Annotated in this window: 10 protein-coding genes; 7 read left to right on the top strand and 3 right to left on the bottom strand. The window is 34.8% G+C overall.

Annotation, left to right across the window (positions count from 1 at the left end; translation table 11 throughout):
* The first annotated feature begins 466 nt into the window (after window positions 1–466).
* Together ACFS6I_RS03175 and ACFS6I_RS03170 are read left to right on the top strand one after the other, a co-directional pair.
* Window positions 467–3,742 carry a SusC/RagA family TonB-linked outer membrane protein gene (locus ACFS6I_RS03175; RefSeq protein WP_380918151.1) on the top strand — a complete coding sequence of 1,092 codons (3,276 nt, stop codon included), beginning with the start codon at window positions 467–469 and terminating at the stop codon, window positions 3,740–3,742.
* 23 nt (window positions 3,743–3,765) lie between these two features.
* On the top strand, window positions 3,766–5,496 hold the full coding sequence (locus tag ACFS6I_RS03170) for a RagB/SusD family nutrient uptake outer membrane protein (protein WP_380918149.1): 1,731 nt from the start codon (window positions 3,766–3,768) through the stop codon (window positions 5,494–5,496).
* Window positions 5,497–5,639: 143 nt separating this feature from the next.
* On the opposite strand, the gene ACFS6I_RS03165 is transcribed toward ACFS6I_RS03170, so the two are convergent.
* Window positions 5,640–6,665: a threonine aldolase family protein gene (locus tag ACFS6I_RS03165; protein WP_380918147.1), complete on the bottom strand. Its 1,026-nt coding sequence runs from the start codon at window positions 6,663–6,665 to the stop codon at window positions 5,640–5,642.
* Window positions 6,666–6,928: 263 nt separating this feature from the next.
* On the bottom strand, window positions 6,929–8,167 hold the full coding sequence (locus ACFS6I_RS03160) for a DEAD/DEAH box helicase (RefSeq protein ID WP_380918145.1): 1,239 nt from the start codon (window positions 8,165–8,167) through the stop codon (window positions 6,929–6,931).
* Between the two features lie 323 nt (window positions 8,168–8,490).
* Here ACFS6I_RS03160 and ACFS6I_RS03155 point away from each other — a divergent pair, with 323 nt between their 5' ends.
* From ACFS6I_RS03155 to ACFS6I_RS03145, 3 genes are all read left to right on the top strand, one after another.
* Window positions 8,491–9,072, top strand: a complete 582-nt coding sequence (locus tag ACFS6I_RS03155; RefSeq protein WP_380918143.1) for a 2'-5' RNA ligase family protein — start codon at window positions 8,491–8,493, stop codon at window positions 9,070–9,072.
* Window positions 9,073–9,160: 88 nt separating this feature from the next.
* Window positions 9,161–11,041 carry an Nramp family divalent metal transporter gene (locus ACFS6I_RS03150; protein WP_380918141.1) on the top strand — a complete coding sequence of 627 codons (1,881 nt, stop codon included), beginning with the start codon at window positions 9,161–9,163 and terminating at the stop codon, window positions 11,039–11,041.
* Window positions 11,042–11,122: 81 nt separating this feature from the next.
* Window positions 11,123–16,939 (top strand): DUF4011 domain-containing protein, encoded by a 5,817-nt coding sequence (locus ACFS6I_RS03145; protein ID WP_380918139.1) that lies wholly within the window; start codon window positions 11,123–11,125, stop codon window positions 16,937–16,939.
* A 96-nt stretch (window positions 16,940–17,035) separates the two neighbouring features.
* On the opposite strand, the gene ACFS6I_RS03140 is transcribed toward ACFS6I_RS03145, so the two are convergent.
* Window positions 17,036–17,599 carry a porin family protein gene (locus tag ACFS6I_RS03140; protein ID WP_380918137.1) on the bottom strand — a complete coding sequence of 188 codons (564 nt, stop codon included), beginning with the start codon at window positions 17,597–17,599 and terminating at the stop codon, window positions 17,036–17,038.
* Window positions 17,600–17,815: 216 nt separating this feature from the next.
* Between ACFS6I_RS03140 and ACFS6I_RS03135 the strand changes: the two genes are divergently transcribed.
* Both ACFS6I_RS03135 and ACFS6I_RS03130 read left to right on the top strand, forming a co-directional pair.
* Window positions 17,816–18,349 (top strand): RNA polymerase sigma-70 factor, encoded by a 534-nt coding sequence (locus ACFS6I_RS03135; RefSeq protein WP_021191495.1) that lies wholly within the window; start codon window positions 17,816–17,818, stop codon window positions 18,347–18,349.
* Entirely contained in the window at window positions 18,346–19,314 is a 969-nt protein-coding gene (locus ACFS6I_RS03130) for a FecR family protein (RefSeq protein ID WP_380918135.1), read from the top strand. The genes ACFS6I_RS03135 and ACFS6I_RS03130 overlap by 4 nt, the downstream gene beginning before the upstream one ends.
* Window position 19,315 lies beyond the last annotated feature (1 nt).

Here is a 19,315-nt window from a genome sequence, read left to right as displayed (position 1 = left end):
GAAATAGTCAAGTAAGGATAATTATCGTTAAATTTATATGTCAACCTATTCTAGGACGCTACAGCTTTAATACTTTTCAATTACTTACTCTTCTATCAGTAATAATAACCATTTAATTAGATACAGAATTTGAATTTATTGTGATCGCTTTTTTCAGATAAAGCTTTTTTATTTAGAATTAATCCATTGAGCTATTTGATCATTTAAATTTATTCTTTAAACTAATTGGTATTAAGTTAAATTGTCTTTTTTTTGTTACATGATGTACTTGTTACAATAAGCTCTTGTATTTTTAGTTGTTAATTATCAGTGTTTTATGGTAATGTTAGTAATATTTTTCGTGAATAATTATGAAAAATCAATCGATTGCGTACATTAGGTAACAACTAAACATATGGTGCTAGGGGAGATTCTTTCAATAGGGTTTAGCACTGATTAAATTACCAAATTAAACCTTTTTCACATTATGAGAAAACTATTACAGTTTCTTAATGAGGATTTTATTGAACATAAAAAATCGATAAAATACTCCCTTTGGGCGTCCACAGCGCTCGTATTAATTAGCCATCAGTCATTAGGTAATCCGATGTCAAAATTTGCTGATGTGTCAAGTTATGTGATCAATACACAGATTACGCAAAACCCTGTTCGAGGAAAGGTTCAGGATGCCGCGACTAAAGAACCCATCGCTGGAGCAACAATTAGAGTCGTGGGAAAGACTTTAGCAACCTCTTCCGATGCGGAGGGTAATTTTCAGATTGATGCAGCCTTAAATGATGTATTGGAAATTACTTATGTCGGTTTTTCAAAGCAATCTGTGAATGTGACATCAACATCACTTCCACTAATTGTTGGGATGCAAGGACAAACTGGTGATTTGGATGAGGTAGTAGTAACCGGATACAGCACACAACGTAAAAAAGATCTGACCGGATCTGTTTCAGTTGTAAATGTTAATCAGTTAAAAAGTACACCAGCTGCAAGTGCTGTAGAATCTTTACAAGGACGTGCAACAGGGGTGCAGGTGGTAACAGATGGTGCTCCAGGTGCAACTCCTCAGATCAAAATTCGTGGTTATAGTACGATCAATAATAATGAACCATTATACGTTATTGATGGTGTACCCTATGAAGGAAAATTAAGTTGGTTGAATCAAAATGATATTGAAAGCCTACAGGTCCTAAAAGATGCATCCGCAGCTTCTATATATGGCTCACGAGCCAATAATGGGGTTATCATCGTAACCACCAAAGCTGGGAAAATGGGAAAACCTCAAATTAATTTTGACAGCTATTACGGTATTCAATCACCAAATAAGAGCCGTTTTCCAAAGATGTTGAGTCCACAACAGATTTTGGATATCAACAATGGTTTAAGTGGAAAGAAAGATGTTCTACCAGACTATTTACTTGCGGGAAGTGCCGTTGGAAGTTTGATCAAACCGAGTGATTACGATATGTCCAAATACAATTATGCGGATAATAAAGAAGAGTTTTATCAAATTACCAAAGCAAATAAGGCCGGTACCAATTGGTTTGATGCATTATCTAGAAATGCACCTACGCAATCCTATCAATTAAGCGCGACCGGTGGAGGTGAAAATGCTACTTATGCAGTTTCTGGAGGTTATTTGGGACAAGAGGGTACCATTATCCATACCGGATTTGAACGTTTTAATGTTCGCTCTAATACCAACTTTTCGGCTTTTAATAAAAAGCTCAGATTTGGCGAGAACATGCAATATAGTATGACCAAAGGACATGGTATAGGAGTAAACACAAATACAGCAGGTGATTATATAGGTGAAGGAAGTGCGTTAGGTTTTGCTTATCGGATTAAAAATATTATTCCTGTTTATGATGAAGGAGGCAATTTTGCCGGATCAAAAGGTGGTTGGGGAAATGGAGAAAGCCCAGTTGCGATCGCTTATCGTGCAAAAGATGATGTTTCAAAAAGTAATTTGTTTTTCGGAAATGCATTTGGGGAATACGATATCATCAAAGGTTTGACGTTTAAAACAAGCTTCGGTATTAAATATGAAAACTATTATACAACAGATTACACTTACCCAAATTTAGAATTTACAGAAGGAAGTGCCAATAATGGCGTAACTGAGACTTCTGGCTATAATACGGAATGGACCTGGACGAATACGTTAAATTACAAAGCTATCTTTAACGATGTTCATAATCTGAATGTTTTATTAGGAACAGAGGCCATTGATAATTCTTATCGTCAGGTACAGGGTCGAGGAAATGATTATTTTATTAGTAATAATACCGATTTCTTCTATGTAAGTGCAGGAGCTAAAAAATCTGGGGAAAGTGAAGGTGCGTTCGGATCATTATTTTCCATTTTTGGAAAAGTAGATTACTCGTTTATGGATCGCTATATTTTTAGTGCAACACTTAGACGTGATGGATCTTCCAATTTCGGACCTAACAATAAATATGGTACTTTTCCAGGTGTAAGTGGAGCTTGGCGTCTATCCGAGGAAGAATTTATGAAAAGTGCAACTTGGCTAGATGATTTAAAGATTAGAGCAGGTTATGGTATTACAGGAAATCAACGCATACCATCTTTTCAATATCTAAAAAGATATCAGCTTTCGCAAAATTCTTCATCTTATCCAATAAACAGCGCGTTAGTAAGCGGGATGTGGATCAGTGATTATCAAAATGAAAATGTGAAATGGGAGCAGGCCAAATCGCTGAATATTGGTTTGGACTTTTCAATCATAGGTGGAAAATTTGATGGATCATTTGATTGGTATAATAAGAAGACAACAGATATGCTCTTTGCATTACCACTTCCAGCATATGCCGCGGGTAGAGGAGCCTCACCATATTTGAATATTGGTGAAATGCAAAATAAAGGTATCGAAGTTTCAGTAAATTACCATCAGCAACAGAAAGATCCGGATAAATTTAATTTTGATTTAGGCGTGAATTTTTCTAAAAATAAAAATGAAATCTTGTCTTTAGCTCCTGGAGTTAATGAAGTAATCTATGGTGCATTTAGAAGTATGGAAACTTCGATCATGAAAACGGGTCAACCATTTGGTGCATTTTACGGTTATCAAGTAGCAGGAATTTATCAAAATGCAAGCGAACTAGCTAATTTGCCATCTTACGATAAAGCACGCGTTGGTGGTTTTAGATACGAAGATTTAAATGATGATGGTAAGATCGATGCTAATGATAGAACAATTATCGGAAGTCCACACCCTGATTTTACCTATTCGATTAATTTTAATGCCAATTATAAGAATTTTGATATGATGATGTATTTCTACGGGTCTCAAGGGAATCAAAATTATGAAGCGACCCGTTACTTTACTGATTTGGGAGTATTTGATGGACAAAAAAGTGTTCGCGTATTGGATGCGTGGTCAGAAACAAATACTTCTGGTACAGTCCCTAAACAAGAATTGCCTGGTTATAACTATGTGGATATCGAATCTGCATCATCAACATATTATATCCAAGATGCAAGTTTTTTCAAGTTGAAAAACCTGCAAGTTGGTTATAACTTCCAAACGGAGAAATTATTTGGAGCAAATACCGGTATCAAAAAATTACGTGCTTATTTAGGAGTGACTAATTTATTTACCATAACTAAATATGAGGGGTTAGATCCGGAGATTACAGCAACACCTTCGAAATATCCAGCATTAGGTGTTGATTTTGGGGTTTATCCGCAATCTAGACAATATATGTTAGGTGTAAGTTTGGGATTTTAATTTAATTTTTTAATGTGAGCAAAATGAAAAATATAAAGATATTAATAGGTATGGCAGGATTAGCAGTTGTTGGTTTAGGCAGCTGCGGTAAAGGATTTTTAGAGAAAAACCCACAAGGTCAGCTTATCGAAGAACAGGTTTCTATAAAGAAAGGTGTTGAATCGGCTTTGATAGGGGCCTATGCAATACTAAATGGAAATGTGAATGGTACCTGGGGTAACTATGCATCGGCTCCTAGTCAATGGGTTTTTGGAGAAATGATATCCGATAATGCCCACAAGGGATCTACGCCAACCGATCAGCCTAACATGAATAGTTTAGTGAACTTTGCACCATTTTCTTCAAATGATAATTTGAGTACAATGTGGCAGGTGTATTACGAAGGAGTACTGAGAGCAAATAGTACGTTAAGGTTGCTTGCTCAAGATCAGGCAAAAGGAAAAACTGTCGGAGCTGAGCGTGCTAAACAAATTGAAGGAGAAGCCAAGATGTTGCGCTCACATTATTATTTTCTACTATGGCGGGTTTTTAAAAATATACCTGTGATAGATGAAAATGTATCAATGGAGGATTCAAAAACAATTAAAAATGATCAAGATATTTTACCTTTAATCGAAAGCGACCTTAAAACAGCAGTTGCAAATTTACCAACATCTAAAATTAATGGCGAAGGTGGGCGTATGGATCAATTTGCAGCAAAATCTTATTTAGGGAAATTTTATCTGTATCAGAAAAAATATAAAGAAGCTCTTGATCTATTTAAAGCTGTTTTGTCAGGAAAAGACATCACTGCTATGCCGTTCCAAGATAACTATGATGTATTGAAAGAAAATGGTCCTGAAGCGATTATGGTGTCTAAGCATGTCATTAATCCAGATGGTTCAGGAGACAATGCTAACGTTGGAGATATGTTAGGTGGATTAAACGGCGGGCCTATTGGTTGTTGTGGATTTTACCAACCTAGTATTGATTTGGTCAATGCTTATAAAGTAGATGCCAATGGCCTACCTTTATTGGATGGTTCTTATCGTAATAATCCATATACATCAGATATTACATTGACCGGTGCAGCTCTTAATGATTATAAAGTAAACACTTCATTGAGATTTGATCCACGTTTAGATTATACAGCAGGCAGGAGAGGAGTTAGTTTTCTGGATTATGGAGTTTTTCCTGGCGACACTTGGTTAAGATATGATGATGGATCTCGACCCCATGCAGGGCCATTTTCGGGAATGAAAACCATGATTCCTAAAGCTTTGTTTTCTGGTCATACTTCAAATGATGGAACTTATGTTACTGATTTAGATGTTAATATTATTCGCCTAGCAGACGTTATTTTAATGGCAGCAGAATGTGAAGTTGAGTTAAACAATTTGTCTGAAGCATTAAAGTATGTTAATTTTATCCGTGTAAGAGCTTCAAAATTACCTGGCAAGACGGTCGCTGATGGATCTCCAGCAGCAGTATATGTTGTAAAGCCGTATCCTACTTTTGCTTCACAAGATTATGCACGTACTGCGGTTCGTTTTGAACGTCGCTTAGAATTAGCAATGGAAGGACACCGTTTTTATGATTTAGTAAGATGGGGCACTGCGAAACAAGTAATTGAAAGCTATTCTGCATTTGAAGGCGGAATTTTACCAACATTTAAGGGAATTACATTTACGCCTAATAAGAATGAAATTTTCCCTATTCCTCAGGTTGAAATCAATGCAAGTATGGGCAACTTAAAACAAAATACAGGTTACTAACTTTAGCAAAAACAAATAAACAGTAAAGGGTTCTTCAGAATTTGAAGAACCCTTTTTTATTCTCGTGGACTAAGTTAAAGAAATATAGTACTTAATTGTTAGCATTTAAGATAGGGTGATTCAACGAAATGCTTTTAATGCAATTAAAGTCGCTTTAGATCATTAATAAATGCATCGACATATTGTTCGTCTGTTGCCCATGATGTTATTAATCGAATTGCAGCATTGTCTTCATCTATTTCTTTCCAGACAAAAAACAAATAATTTTCATTGAGTTTTGTAATGATATTTTTGGGTAAAATAGGGAAAATCTGATTTGTAGTTGAATTTGTTAAGAAAGAAAAACCTTTAGATTTAACAGTTTTTGCTATTTTCATGGCCATTTTGTTAGCATGATCTGCCAATTCGAAATATAGGTCTTCCTTGAATAATTCAAGAAATTGTATCGCAAGTACACGTCCTTTCGCTAACATTGCTCCCCTTTGTTTCAGTACATAATCAAAATCTTCTGCCAGATTCGGATCTTTAAAAATAACAGCTTCGCCTAATAATGCACCATTTTTCGTTCCACCGATATAGAATACATCTGTTAATTTTGCAACATCAGCGAGTGTTAAATCATTATCTTGAGCCATTAAAGCGTGTCCCAATCGAGCACCATCAAGAAATAATAACAAATTATGCGAAAGACAACATGCTGCCAGATCTTCTAATTCTTTCTTAAGATAGATCGTGCCGATCTCAGTTGAATTGGAAATATAAACCATCCGAGGTTTTACTACATGTGGTTTTAGTGCATATTCTTGCAATGCTCTTTCAATAGCAATTGGATTAAGTTTGCCATCAGCGGTTTCTACAGTAATTACTTTATGACCGGTTGCCTCAATAGCTCCTGTTTCATTAGCCGAAATATGTCCGGTTTTAGCACTGATCACCGCTTCATGGGGGCGCAAAAGAAAAGAAATAACAATTAGGTTGGTCTGCGTGCCTCCGGAAAGAAAATGAATGGTAGCTTGTGGGTTATTGATCTTATTTTTTAAAATATCTTTTGCTTGGATAGCATATTCATCTTCTCCATAACCAAGTTGTTGAACAAGATTTGTTTCTATTAATTTATTGAGAATATTTGGGTGTGTACCCTCAGAATAGTCATTTTTGAAATTGTACATTTTTTTATTTTAATATAACCAAGATAGAAGAGGCATAGTGGTAAATAGCTTCCTTCATTATTTATAACTTACAGCGCCACTCAATAGACCTGTAAAGATAAAATATAATTAATGATTTTATGATAGGTTAAATTTCATTGAATCGTCACAAGTTCACAATTAAAAAGGCTAAACCATATCGGGATGATCTATATTAAGCCAAAAAACAAAAAATCACGGAGTGATAGTCCCGTGATTTTTAGATTTTATATGAAGGAGGATATTTAACCCTTTTTCTTCTTCATGGTCATCTTAGCTTTTTTACCAGCCCCATAATTATATGTTTTGCTATTACTTTCTTTCTTTTGATGGAAAGCTGCACCACGTGTTCCATCATTATCATCATCAATTAATGAGGTATTTCCCTTTTTTGCACTGTAAATTGATAATTTTTCTGGTAAATCAAGAACTTCCATTTTTTGACCTATTGTATGCTCAATTTTTTTGATTTCAGGCAACTCCAAATCTGTTGCAAAAGTAAATGACAGTTGCTCTTCTGTATTTGATTTAATGATTCGTTGTATAAGCGTATCGTTATTCTCGGGGATTTCAAAATGAAAAATATATGGTATTCCTGACAGATCTAATACTTCAGTTCCTTCATTGGCAACGATTAAGATCCGATGAGCATCCTCTTGTTTAAATAATTCGATGTCAGAAATGCTTTTATCTTCAAAAAATAAGGGGTTAAATATAACGATCTCATCGTTATATTTACGGTGTAAGCTTTTCCCTAATTTTTGTGCAGTAAGTTTACTATTAACGAAAATGATCACTTTATCAAAAACTTCGTTGTCCAGCATTAAGCTGTTGAGAAGATTGATTTTTGTTGTGAAATTTGGAACCTGATATAAGAACATATCATGTACATTAAGTTTTTCCGCAGCAAGTTCTTCTACTTCGATCAGGGCTGGAGAAACCATAAAACCATCAATCATCTGGTGTAATTTTTCATGCTCCACTGTGCTAAAAACAAGATGTTGACACTTTTTAGCACTCTGAACAAGTTCTTTCACCGGAGTTATCATGCCATTTTTAATTACCTCTTCTGCATCATCAATAATTATGGTATGTATTAAATTAAGATTTAAGCCCAATTTAAGGTAGACAGCTCTTGCTCTATTTGGAGTAGAAACAACGATTTCAACACCAGCGACAAGTTTTTCAATTTCTTGCTCCATACTACCTCCAGCACGTAATCCAATAATACTAAGGTCTTTATTTTTACTGATCAAATAAAATTGATCAACAATAGCCTGAACACATTCTTGATCAGGAGCCAAAATCAAAACTTTTGGAGCATCAGGAACGTTGAATTTAAGTCCAGAAAGTACACTGAGGATATAAGTTGTCGTTTTACCTGAACCGTCAGGACCTATAGCGATAATATCTTGGCCACCTAATATCCGAGACATAGATTTCACTTGTATTTCCTTGGGTGTTAAATAACCCAAACTTTCCATGGATTTTTGTAACCGCTTGCTTAATTTTAATTTATCGAAAGACACTTTATTGTCGTATTTAATGAATAATGGACAAAGTTACTTAAAAAATAATTGCTAATAGAGCCTTATAGTCCTTTAAGACATATAACTAAATTCAGGAATTGAAAAGTTTTATTTTATAGCAGCACCAGTAAAGGTAAAACTACTTTATTTATTACATCATGATAGTTTTCTTCAATTTAACCTTAAACCGTTCTTAAAATAAGCCATTACGTTTTTCTTATTACCTTATTATGGTTATCTTTAAAAGGAGTCAAAATCATTAAAAGAAAGGAGGACAGATGTCCGCAGATATAGAAAAGTATTCATTGGTATTTCAACCCTGTGAAAAGGGTATTCAGATGGTAAGGTCAATCAAAGAAAGTTTAAAGAACAAGATTGGATGGTTTTCCAGTTGTCACTCATTGGCACATATTACAATTTGTGAGTATCTCGCGGATGATGTGGCTTTATCAAAGATAAAAAAACAAGTCGCAGAGATTCTTAAATATGAAAATTCACAATATGTCTATTTCGATGAATATAGCGCCTTTCCAAAAAATGGTGCTTTTTTCATTGCTCCAGCATTAAAATCTAAACAGTTCTTGAAAAATAAAATGCAGGCCATAACCAGTATCGATTTTGATACGGAAATGTTTAAAAGTACTGAACCTCATTTGACAGTTGGGCGTAAGTTGGATCAGGATAAGCTTGCTGTAGCTTTTGAAAATTTCAAAGCAATAGATTTAGATTTTTTTTGTTCTAGTATTTTCTTGCGAAGATTTAATCCCATTAGAAAACAATATGATACAATAGAAGAATTTAAATTTGGCAATCTTCCTAAACCTCCTAAAGAAGAGGGACAGTTGTCTTTTGATTTCTAATAAAAAGATAAAAATGTAGTTTTTCGTTTTAGGATTTATATCTTTATTTCCGCAAGATAGATGGCATATTAACGACATAGCAATCCTAATGAGTAAAGATCCTTACCAGCATGAAAAATCTCTTTCAGATGTGCACGAAAGTGTTGAAATCAGTAAGGGCAAATCAAAAATAAAAAAAATCCTCAGTTTTTTTGGACCGGCCTATTTAATTAGTGTAGGTTATATGGATCCTGGGAATTGGGCTACAGATTTAGCCGGGGGAAGTCAGTTTGGCTATGCCCTATTATGGGTTTTATTGATGAGTAATATCATGGCTTTACTCTTGCAGAGTCTTTGTACCCGTTTAGGAATAGTAAGACGAAAAGATCTCGCACAGTGCAATCGGGAGACATACCCAAAGCGCATGAATTTTGTGCTATATATCTTAGCAGAAATTGCAATTGCGGCCTGTGATCTAGCTGAAGTATTGGGAATGGCGATCGGATTAAACTTACTTTTTGGAATAGATATCCTTTGGGGCGTATTAATCAGTTTTGCAGATACATTTTTGATTATGTATCTACAGAAATTAGGAATGAGAAAGATGGAACTTTTTATTATTGGTCTAATTACGATGATTGGTATGTGCTTTATGGTAGAGATGTTTTTAGTTCAACCTGATTTCGGTGAAGTAATGACCGGCTTTATTCCAAGCTTACCCAATAGCGCTGCACTTTATATTGCAATAGGAATTATCGGAGCTACTGTAATGCCCCATAATTTGTATTTACATTCAGCCTTGGTACAAACGCGAAAAATAGACAGAGATGACCATTCCATAAGAAAAGCACTCAAATATAATTTTTTTGATAGTGCAATTGCCTTAAATCTCGCCTTTCTGGTTAATGCTGCTATTCTTATCCTCGCATCAGCCGCTTTTCATAAAAACGGAATGCATGATGTAGCAGATCTGGAAGATGCTTATCACTTATTGGGGAAAACATTAGGAACAGATCTCGCACCTAAATTATTTGCAGTAGCGTTGATATTGGCAGGTCAAAGTTCTACCGTAACAGGAACCCTTGCGGGACAGATTGTAATGGAAGGATATTTGAGATTACGGATCAGTCCCACCCTTAGAAGAATTATTACTAGATTATTAGCGATTATACCAGCAGTATTGGTCATATTAATTGCTGGAGAATCTCAAGTTGGCTCTTTATTAATTTTTAGCCAGGTTATATTAAGTATGCAGTTGGCATTTGCAGTTATTCCATTAATTCATTTTGTAAGTGATAAGGAAAAGATGGGAAATTTCGTTATTAAGCCTTATATGCAAATATTGGCATGGCTTATAGCTATTATCATCGCTGTACTTAATATCAAACTGGTATATGAGGAAATCTCAACATGGATTATTAAATATGATATACTATGGTTAACTGTTTTATTAATTCTTGGGGCCGCAGGTATGATCGTTTTGTTGATTATGACCTTTATTTATCCTATACTTCATAAAAATAGAGCAATTGTATTGGATGTCCATCCCCCATTTGAAGATTTAAAGTTTGATGAACCCATATCGTTCAATAAAGTTGTACTTGCTTTGGACTACTCAACTTCAGATACAAAAGCAGTACAGTACGCCCTTTCTATAGCTAATACGAATTCTCACTTTATCTTGGTGCATATTGTTGAAAGTGCAGGCGTGAAATATACGGGAGAAAGTACGGATGACTTAGAGTCTAGACAAGATCTGGAAAGATTACAGAAATATGCACATTTCTTTTCCGATAGAGCCTATCAAGTTAATTTTGAACTGGGTTATAATAATCGGGTTGCTTCTATTGCGAAGATATGTGAACAATATGAAGCTGACCTGTTAATTGTTGGTAGCCATGGCCATACGGGAGTTAAGGATTTTGTTTTCGGAGAAACTGTAAATAAATTGCGACATGCAGTGAAAATACCCGTTTTTATTGCTCAATAATCTGAAATGATAATTATTTAAGATAAAAGATACTAAACTGTTAACGATCTTTTTTATATTAGAGAATAAGATAAAATGCGAATGGATAATATGAAACAGGTTTATATAGAAAGAGATGTAGCAGAATTTTTAAATCTTTCTATGTATCAAAATCAGATTACTTTTTTGAGCAATTTGATGCTCTCTTCTAAGAGCGATCAAATTTTAGAAAAAATCCGAATTGAAATTGATTCTGAGGGAGCGTGGATGGAACCTTTTTCTTATGAATTAGCCTATCTACCCGTTGGATTATCTGTTAAGATACCCACGGATAAAATTATTGTTAAGCCAATTTATTTCCTTCAATTAAGCGAGGTCGAACGAAGTACTTTTCAAATTAGAGTTTATCAGGACGAAAATTTATTAATAGAAGAAGTAGTATCTATAGCGTTGCAACCCTTATCATTTTTTGGAGGTTTTAATACTCTTCCAGAATTATTAGCATCTTATATTACACCTAATCATCCTTACATTTATGCGGTTAAAAATAAGGCGATTGCCTATCTAGAACAGCAAAATTTGCCTGTTAAATTTGAGGGCTACCAAGCTACAGACCCATCGCGGATTCTTGAAATGATGCGGGCGATATACCATGCTTTGCAAGCGCAGGAAATAGTATACAGCGCATTACCGCCTAGTTTTGAAAAGAATGGGCAACGGCTGAGAATGGTTGATGTTATTGCAAAAAAACGTTTTGGTAATTGTATTGATATTAGTTTACTATACGCAGCATGTTTGGAGGCGATTGATTTGAATCCAATAATAATAGTTACTAAAGGACATGCTTTCGTAGGATGTTGGCTTCATCAAGATCGATTTGCGCAGATTATTAACGAAGATAAAACCGCTATTACTAAACGTTTTGCTAAAGGAATAAGTGAAATTGTTGTTGTTGAATCAACAAGTGTTTGTAAAGGAACTAGTATTAACTTTAATCAAGCAATTGATCTTGCGGAAGCGAGCCTGATAGAAAGGAATGATTTCTTACTTTCCATCGATATAAAGCGTGCGCGTGCCAGCGGTATCAAACCGCTTCCATTAAAGATAGATGATTCTTTCGATCTCGAGCATGAATTTATACGAAATCAAGTAGATTTGAAGATGCAAGAAGAAACGATTGAGGTAGGAAAAATTTATGAAGAATTTGAGGGAAATGGTAATAAATCCATCAGTAAGCAGAAGGTCTGGGAAAGAAAGCTGTTAGACCTGTCATTGCGCAACAATCTTCTTAATTTGCGTATGACCAAAAATATGTTGCAGATTATGGATGTAAATATTCATGACCTGGAAGACCTGTTAGTTGATGGTAAAAGTTTTTCGATCAGTGCTAGTGCAGATGCTCCCATAATGAAGCAGTACAATATCTTGAATCCTTCATTACATCCTTCATCGCCAGCATATCAATTGGCAAAAGAAGAATTAGCACATAACCGTTTATTATCTTATTATCATGCTGATGATTTAGATACAATTCTGACTCATATATCCCGCAATGCCAAATTATCGATAGAAGAGAACGGCTCCAGTACTTTATTCTTGGCTATAGGACTGTTACAGTGGAGGGATAAAAAAACGCTTGCCCAAGTTCGATCTGCTCCAATTATATTAATTCCGGTTGAACTGACGCGACGCTCTATCAATAGTAAATTTGTCCTCAGAAGCCGCGAAGAAGAGGCGATGATCAATATTACCTTATTAGAGTTTCTTCGTCAAGAACACGGTTTGGATCTCCGAGATCTCGAAGAACTTCCTAAAGATGGAAAAGGAATCGATGTTGCACAATTGATCGCACAGATGCGACGAGCAATCATGGGACTTAAGGGATGGGATATTGCAGATCAGGTGATTTTGGGTAATTTCTCTTTTAACAAATTAATTCTTTGGAATGATATTGCACACCAATCTGAAGAAATTGTAAAAAGTAGCATTGTTCGTAGCCTTATCGATGGCCAGTTGCGATTAGATATTGGAAAAGAGGAAGTTCCATTAGATTTTGACAATATAAACCCATCTGCCTTAGCGTTGCCTATAGCAACAGATGTATCCCAATTAGAAGCAATTTTCACTTCTAATCAGAATCAAAGTTTTGTTTTACATGGTCCTCCTGGGACAGGTAAATCCCAAACAATTACTAATATTATTGCAAATGCACTTTATCAGGGCAAAAAAGTACTGTTTGTTGCTGCGAAGAAGGCAGCATTAGATGTTGTATATAAGCGATTGGCAGCAATAGGTCTATCCAATTTCTGTTTGGAACTACACTCCAATAAAGCAAAGAAATCAGATGTACTTTCACAGCTTGCAGAAACTTTGGAACAGCCACAGTTGAAGGGTAATTTTAATTTTCAAGATGAGGCCAATCATTTAATAAATGCTAAAAAAGAGTTACAGATTTATATTAGCCAATTGCATAAACAGCAACCTATTGGCTGGAGTTTGTACGATAGTATTACAGCATTGACAACATTAGAATCTTATCAGTTCGCTAAAATCGATCTCCCTAAAACATTTTTTGATTCTTTGACAAATGAGAAATGGCGAACATGGCGAGATCTGGTAATCGATTTAAATTCTGTTTCAAAGATTATCACTAATCCTAGTCAGAATCCGTTCAAAGGTATTGCTCTTGTGCAATACTCAAGTGCTATCCAACAGGAAGTTGTATCTTCTGCTGTAGAATTAAATCATACTCTGTTGGAGTATGGGCAATTGCTACGTCAGTTCATATCAAATTTTGATATGCCGATTCAGAACTTATCTTGGTCAGATTTATATTTATTCGATCAGCTTATTAAGTCCTTAACGGAACTTCCTGAGACGGATTTATCGCTTTGGAAGATGCTATTAAGTAAATCGCAAGAAGAGCGATTACAGAAATGGATCTCTGATTTTGAAATATATCAGAGCAGACGTCAGGTTTTATTAAATCATGCTCACAAAAGCGTGCTCGATACTAATTTGACAGCATTAGAATCTTTATGGAATGAGGCAAAAAAAACCTGGTTTTTACCGAAATGGTTTAAAAAAAGAAAAGTAAAGAAAGGTTTGTCAGCTTTTAGTACCACCCCTTTACATGAAGATGAAACCTTCGATCAATTTTTTGCTTATGTCAATGCCTTTCAACAAATAAGAGCAGTAGTTGAGTCTAAAGAGTATGAGGCAATCCACCAAGGCTTAGGCAGCTCTTACCTGCAAGAAGATACTAATTTAAAACTTGTGCAGGAGCAAATTGAGACACTGAAAATAATTAATGGACAATTAATAGCATTAAGTAATGTTACCGTAACTGATATTATACAAAAGTGGATTGAAAAGTCGAAAACAAAAACAACCCAATTGATCCCAAATCAAGAATATACTTTACAAAGTTTAATAAAGATATGGGGTACACTACTTATTAAGAGTAATGATTTTCAAACTTTAACGCAATTAGATATTCGGTCTTATCCTGTTCAGGTCGATTGGCTGACTGAAATCGAAGGTAAAATGTCTGGTATTATTGATCAGATTGATTATTTAAAGAATTGGACAAATTATTCGAAAACAAAAGAAAAAGCCATATCATTAGATTTAAACTGGTTTATTGAATTGTATGAAAAAGATGATCTTAAACAAGAACATCTTTTGGAACATTTTGATTATATCATTCATTACAATCTGGCCAATAAAGTGATCGCTTCGCATGAAGCACTTAATATGTTTAATGTCCGATTATTTGAAGATAAGATCGAAAAGTATAAACAAATTGCAAATTCTTTCACTGAATTGACTAAAAAGGAATTATTGTTACGACTAAATGAACGGTTGCCAAATAATACTATTGAAGCTCTTCAAGGATCTGAAATAGCAATTTTACAGCGTGCCATTAAAAATCGGGGACGTGGTGTAAGCATTCGAAAGCTATTCGATCAAATTCCAGCACTACTGCCTCGTTTAGCTCCGTGTATGCTTATGAGTCCAATTTCAGTGGCTCAATATTTTGAGGTAAATCCGGACCAGTTTGATTTATTAATTTTCGATGAAGCTTCTCAATTACCCACTTGTGAAGCTGTTAGTTCTTTAGCTCGATCTAAACATGCGGTTATAGTAGGTGACCCAAAACAGATGCCTCCAACATCATTCTTCATGACGAATAAAGTAGATGAGGAAAATATGGAAATTGAGGACCTTGAAAGTATTTTAGATGACTGTCTTTCTTTATCATTCCCTTCTAAATATTTGTTACGTCATTATCGAAGTAAACACGAAAGTCTTATTGCTTTTAGTAATGCACATTATTACGACAATAAATTATTAACATTTCCATCAGCAGATGATCTAAATAGTCGTGTCACTTACCAGCGTGTATCAGGTCATTATGATAAGGGTAAAACCCGACAGAATAAATTCGAAGCACAGGCCATCGTTGAAGATGTCGCAAGACGGTTTCAGAATGAAAAAACTCGAAAACAGAGTGTCGGTATTGTCACCTTTAGTCAAGTGCAACAGAATCTTATAGAAGATAAGCTAAACGAGTTGTATCGACTTGATTCGGAGCTGGAAGCATGGGCTACGGAAAGTGATGAACCTATTTTTATTAAAAACCTAGAAAATGTTCAAGGTGATGAACGAGATGTGATTTTGTTTTCAATTGGATATGGACCAGATGAAAATGGTCAAGTGAGTATGAACTTTGGACCGTTGAATAGGGAAGGTGGTTGGAGAAGGCTGAATGTTGCGGTAACTCGGGCTCGAGAGGAAATGAAAGTTTTTGCAACACTTAGATCTGATCAGATAAACTTAAATCGTACAGCTTCAGAAGGAGTCGCGGGTTTGAAAAATTTTCTGACTTTTGCCGAAAAAGGACACCTTGTATTAGATGCTAGCCAAATAACCACGACAGATAATCATGCTAATTTAACCCAAAATATCGCAAATAGATTACGTGCCGAAGGATTAATCGTCAATGTCAATATAGGAACATCTGACTATAGAGTTGATTTAGGTATTGTTCATCCCGAACATCCCAAACGCTATATTTTATCGATTTTATTAGATGGACTTAATTATTTTCAAGCGGAAACTACCAACGACCGCGAACTGGTATTACCAAAAATGTTGGAAAGTTTAGGTTGGAATATTTTTAGAATCTGGACATTGGATTGGATTGAGAATGCTGACCTTATAGTTGAATCTATTTTGGAAAAAGTTAATGCATTGCTATTAAAAACAGAAGAGCATGACCATATTGTAGCTAATGTCACAGAAAGTATTCATCAGAATGGATATCATATTGAAGAAATTGATTATTCTCCTATAATTTCTAAACAGATCCCTTATGAGAGCACTCATTTGCCAAAAGCATTTGCTATCGGAGCAGAGGGCTTAGAAGATCTTGGAAATAGGGCATTGATCCATAAACAGATGGAGTTGCTTATTCATCATGAATCACCCATAAGTAAGTCTTTTTTATATAAGCGTATTATGGAACATTGGGAAGCGAAACCTAGTGTTAAAATCGAGCGAATTCTATCTGAAATAATAGTAGATGTTCCTTCGCATGTAACCAAACACCGTCAACCATTTTATTGGAAGGAACAAAGTGTGGTTGATATCAACTATTATCGGTCAAATGCTGGAATAGGAAGAAATTCAGAAGATATAGCCCCAGAGGAAATTATAGTAGCATTGCAAGAAGCCGTCGAACAGAATTTAAGTATCGTTGAAGATGATTTAGTCCGATACTTGGCTCGTCAATTTGATTTTCAGAAAATGGGTAAGCAAATTGAATTTTCGATGCGTTATGCGATTGGCATAGCTGTCGAAAAACAACTTGTAACACAGGAAGAAGGCCGTATAAAGATGATCGATAATAAATAGTTTTTTTAAATCATTGTTAAATTGTAATGATCAGTTTTACAAAAAAAACGAGCGTTATTCTTTAGGATAACGCTCGTGATTTGAAAATTATTTTAATTAAAATTTGTAGCCTACCATGATGCCTACCGTTCTGTTTTTAGCATCAAGAGTTTTATCAATACTGTTAAATCCATGACTGTAATAGGCATCTAATGTCAATTTGCTAATTTCAAGACCTAATCCAATTCGACCATCAAAAGAAAACTTTTTATAATCAGTAGTTGCTGTTGATTTAACGGTTTTAATGTCATAATTCAATTGTGGTCCCAACATAGCACGTAAATTAAAATCGCCATCATTGATCAACTTATATCCTATCTGAAGCGGTAAATTTATCTGATAGAATTTTGGCGTTTTCTCATTCTTGTCAAAAGTATATTCTTTACGTAACAAGCTCACTCCTAAACCCGGTTGAAAGAATAATTCATTTCCAATACGGGCAAACCCAGCGACAGAAACACCCACTTTCCCATTATTATCTTTGACGGATTTGTTACCAAAAGATGTCATGTTATAATTGCTTCCAACTTGAAGTCCATAAGTAACTTCTTGTGCTTTTGCTGCGGTGGACAATCCTAATAGTGTCAATCCCATAAGGGCAGTTTTTAATGTTGTTTTCATTTTTCTAAACGTATTTGTATGTGTATTGATTAATTATTCGTCTTTCCTTTATGACAACATAACATCACGATACCCTTGAAAAAAATTAAATTATTATCGTTTTATATATTTTAAATTTGAATCAATAAAAAGAAATGAAATTAGCGTAAGGGTATAGGCCAGTTCAGTTGTCATAAATAAAAGTAGATTGTTTCATGAATCCGGAAAATTCAATCAATGTCAGAAAATAAAGAAAAGAAATTTGAGCAACTGTTTCGTTTGTACTATAAGGAATTGCACCGTTCTGCATTTCGTTATTTGAGAGATAGTGAGAGTGCTGAAGAGATCGTACAGCAAGTATTCTTGCGTCTATGGGAGAAAAATTGGGAGGAAGAAGTACATACATCTTTAAAAGCTTACTTATATCGTGCTATCTATAATGAAAGTATGAATTTCTTAAAAAAAGAGCAGAGAAAGATGAAATATCAATCTTATCAGCAAAGTAGGCAAGAAGTTGTTCCTGCTGTCGATCAAAGTGCAAAAGATCTTGATCAAAAACTACAAGTAGCACTAGCTAAGCTACCTGAAAAGAGTCGTACTGTTTTTGAGCTGAGCCGTTTTCAAGAGATGAAATATAAAGATATTGCTCAGACATTGGATCTTTCCATTAAAACTGTTGAAGGACATATGACCAAAGCGTTGCGACACTTACGTCTTGAGCTGATGGATTATTTAACTGTAATTATTTTTTATATCATTTATATATTATGAATAAGGAATTGCTAGAAAAATACATCATTGGAGAAACCAATGAAGAAGAAAATAGTAGAATCAAAAACTGGTTGGAACAAGATATTAGGAATAGAACTGAATATTTAAAAATAAAAGATATGTGGGACCGTTTACCTAAACCACTTGAAGCACCAGAGGTAGATGTCGATCGAGCTTGGGAAAATTTTAAATTCGCTAAAGAAAAAAGAGTTGCTGGAGTAATAGAAGTTGCTGAGAATAAAACAGTAATGATGAAATGGAACTGGTGGGCAGCGGCTGGAGTGCTGGTCATCTGTTCATTAGGCTTTTATTTATTTAATAATAGTTATAAGCAAGAAAAAAATCTTTTTAGTGCTACCGCTGTTCTTTCAGATTCACTGCCAGATGGTTCTCAGGTTACACTTAATAAGAACTCAGAAATTGTTTATTCCCGAACATGGATGAGTAAAAGGAGAAATGTAAAATTAGAGAAAGGAGAGGTATTTTTTGATGTGTTTAAAGACAAAGAGCATCCTTTTGTGATTAAATCAGGTAAGAGCCAGATTACTGTTGTGGGCACGAGTTTTAATGTGCGTCGTTATGAAGGAGCTACCGAAGTAATTGTAGCAACAGGTTTGGTCAAAGTTTCATACAGCAATAAGGAGGTTTACTTGCATCCTAAAGAAATGATTACGATCCAAGATAGTGATACCACTAAAGTATCAGTCAAAAAGATGCCAGACTTGTTTTATAAATACTATGTAGATCGTGAGTTTGTCTTCGAAAATACCAAGTTAGAGCGTGTCGTAGAACTATTAATTAAGGCATATGATCAAAAAATTGTTATTGATCGCGAAGCAGATAAAAAGCTCTTGTTAACGGCAACATTTCAACAAAATAGTCTAAATCAAATTTTACAGGTCATATCGGACACATTTAAATGTAAGGTTATTATTAAAGATTCAATTATTCATATAACTAGATAAT

The sequence above is a fragment of the Sphingobacterium anhuiense genome (assembly GCF_042686355.1).
In the GTDB taxonomy this organism is placed as follows: Bacteria; Bacteroidota; Bacteroidia; order Sphingobacteriales; family Sphingobacteriaceae; genus Sphingobacterium; species Sphingobacterium anhuiense.
Note: the sequence above shows the minus strand (reverse complement) of the source record. Positions and strands in the feature narration are given on the sequence as shown.

Excerpts from the sequence above, each read along its gene's own strand:
- ACFS6I_RS03140 (WP_380918137.1), bottom strand. The coding sequence starts at position 17,599 with ATGAAAACAACATTAAAAACTGCCCTTATGGGATTGACACTATTAGGA.
- ACFS6I_RS03170 (WP_380918149.1), top strand. The coding sequence starts at position 3,766 with ATGAAAAATATAAAGATATTAATAGGTATGGCAGGATTAGCAGTTGTT.
- ACFS6I_RS03130 (WP_380918135.1), top strand. The coding sequence starts at position 18,346 with ATGAATAAGGAATTGCTAGAAAAATACATCATTGGAGAAACCAATGAA.
- ACFS6I_RS03155 (WP_380918143.1), top strand. The coding sequence starts at position 8,491 with ATGTCCGCAGATATAGAAAAGTATTCATTGGTATTTCAACCCTGTGAA.
- ACFS6I_RS03135 (WP_021191495.1), top strand. The coding sequence starts at position 17,816 with ATGTCAGAAAATAAAGAAAAGAAATTTGAGCAACTGTTTCGTTTGTAC.
- ACFS6I_RS03150 (WP_380918141.1), top strand. The coding sequence starts at position 9,161 with ATGAGTAAAGATCCTTACCAGCATGAAAAATCTCTTTCAGATGTGCAC.
- ACFS6I_RS03160 (WP_380918145.1), bottom strand. The coding sequence starts at position 8,167 with ATGGAAAGTTTGGGTTATTTAACACCCAAGGAAATACAAGTGAAATCT.
- ACFS6I_RS03145 (WP_380918139.1), top strand. The coding sequence starts at position 11,123 with ATGGATAATATGAAACAGGTTTATATAGAAAGAGATGTAGCAGAATTT.
- ACFS6I_RS03175 (WP_380918151.1), top strand. The coding sequence starts at position 467 with ATGAGAAAACTATTACAGTTTCTTAATGAGGATTTTATTGAACATAAA.
- ACFS6I_RS03165 (WP_380918147.1), bottom strand. The coding sequence starts at position 6,665 with ATGTACAATTTCAAAAATGACTATTCTGAGGGTACACACCCAAATATT.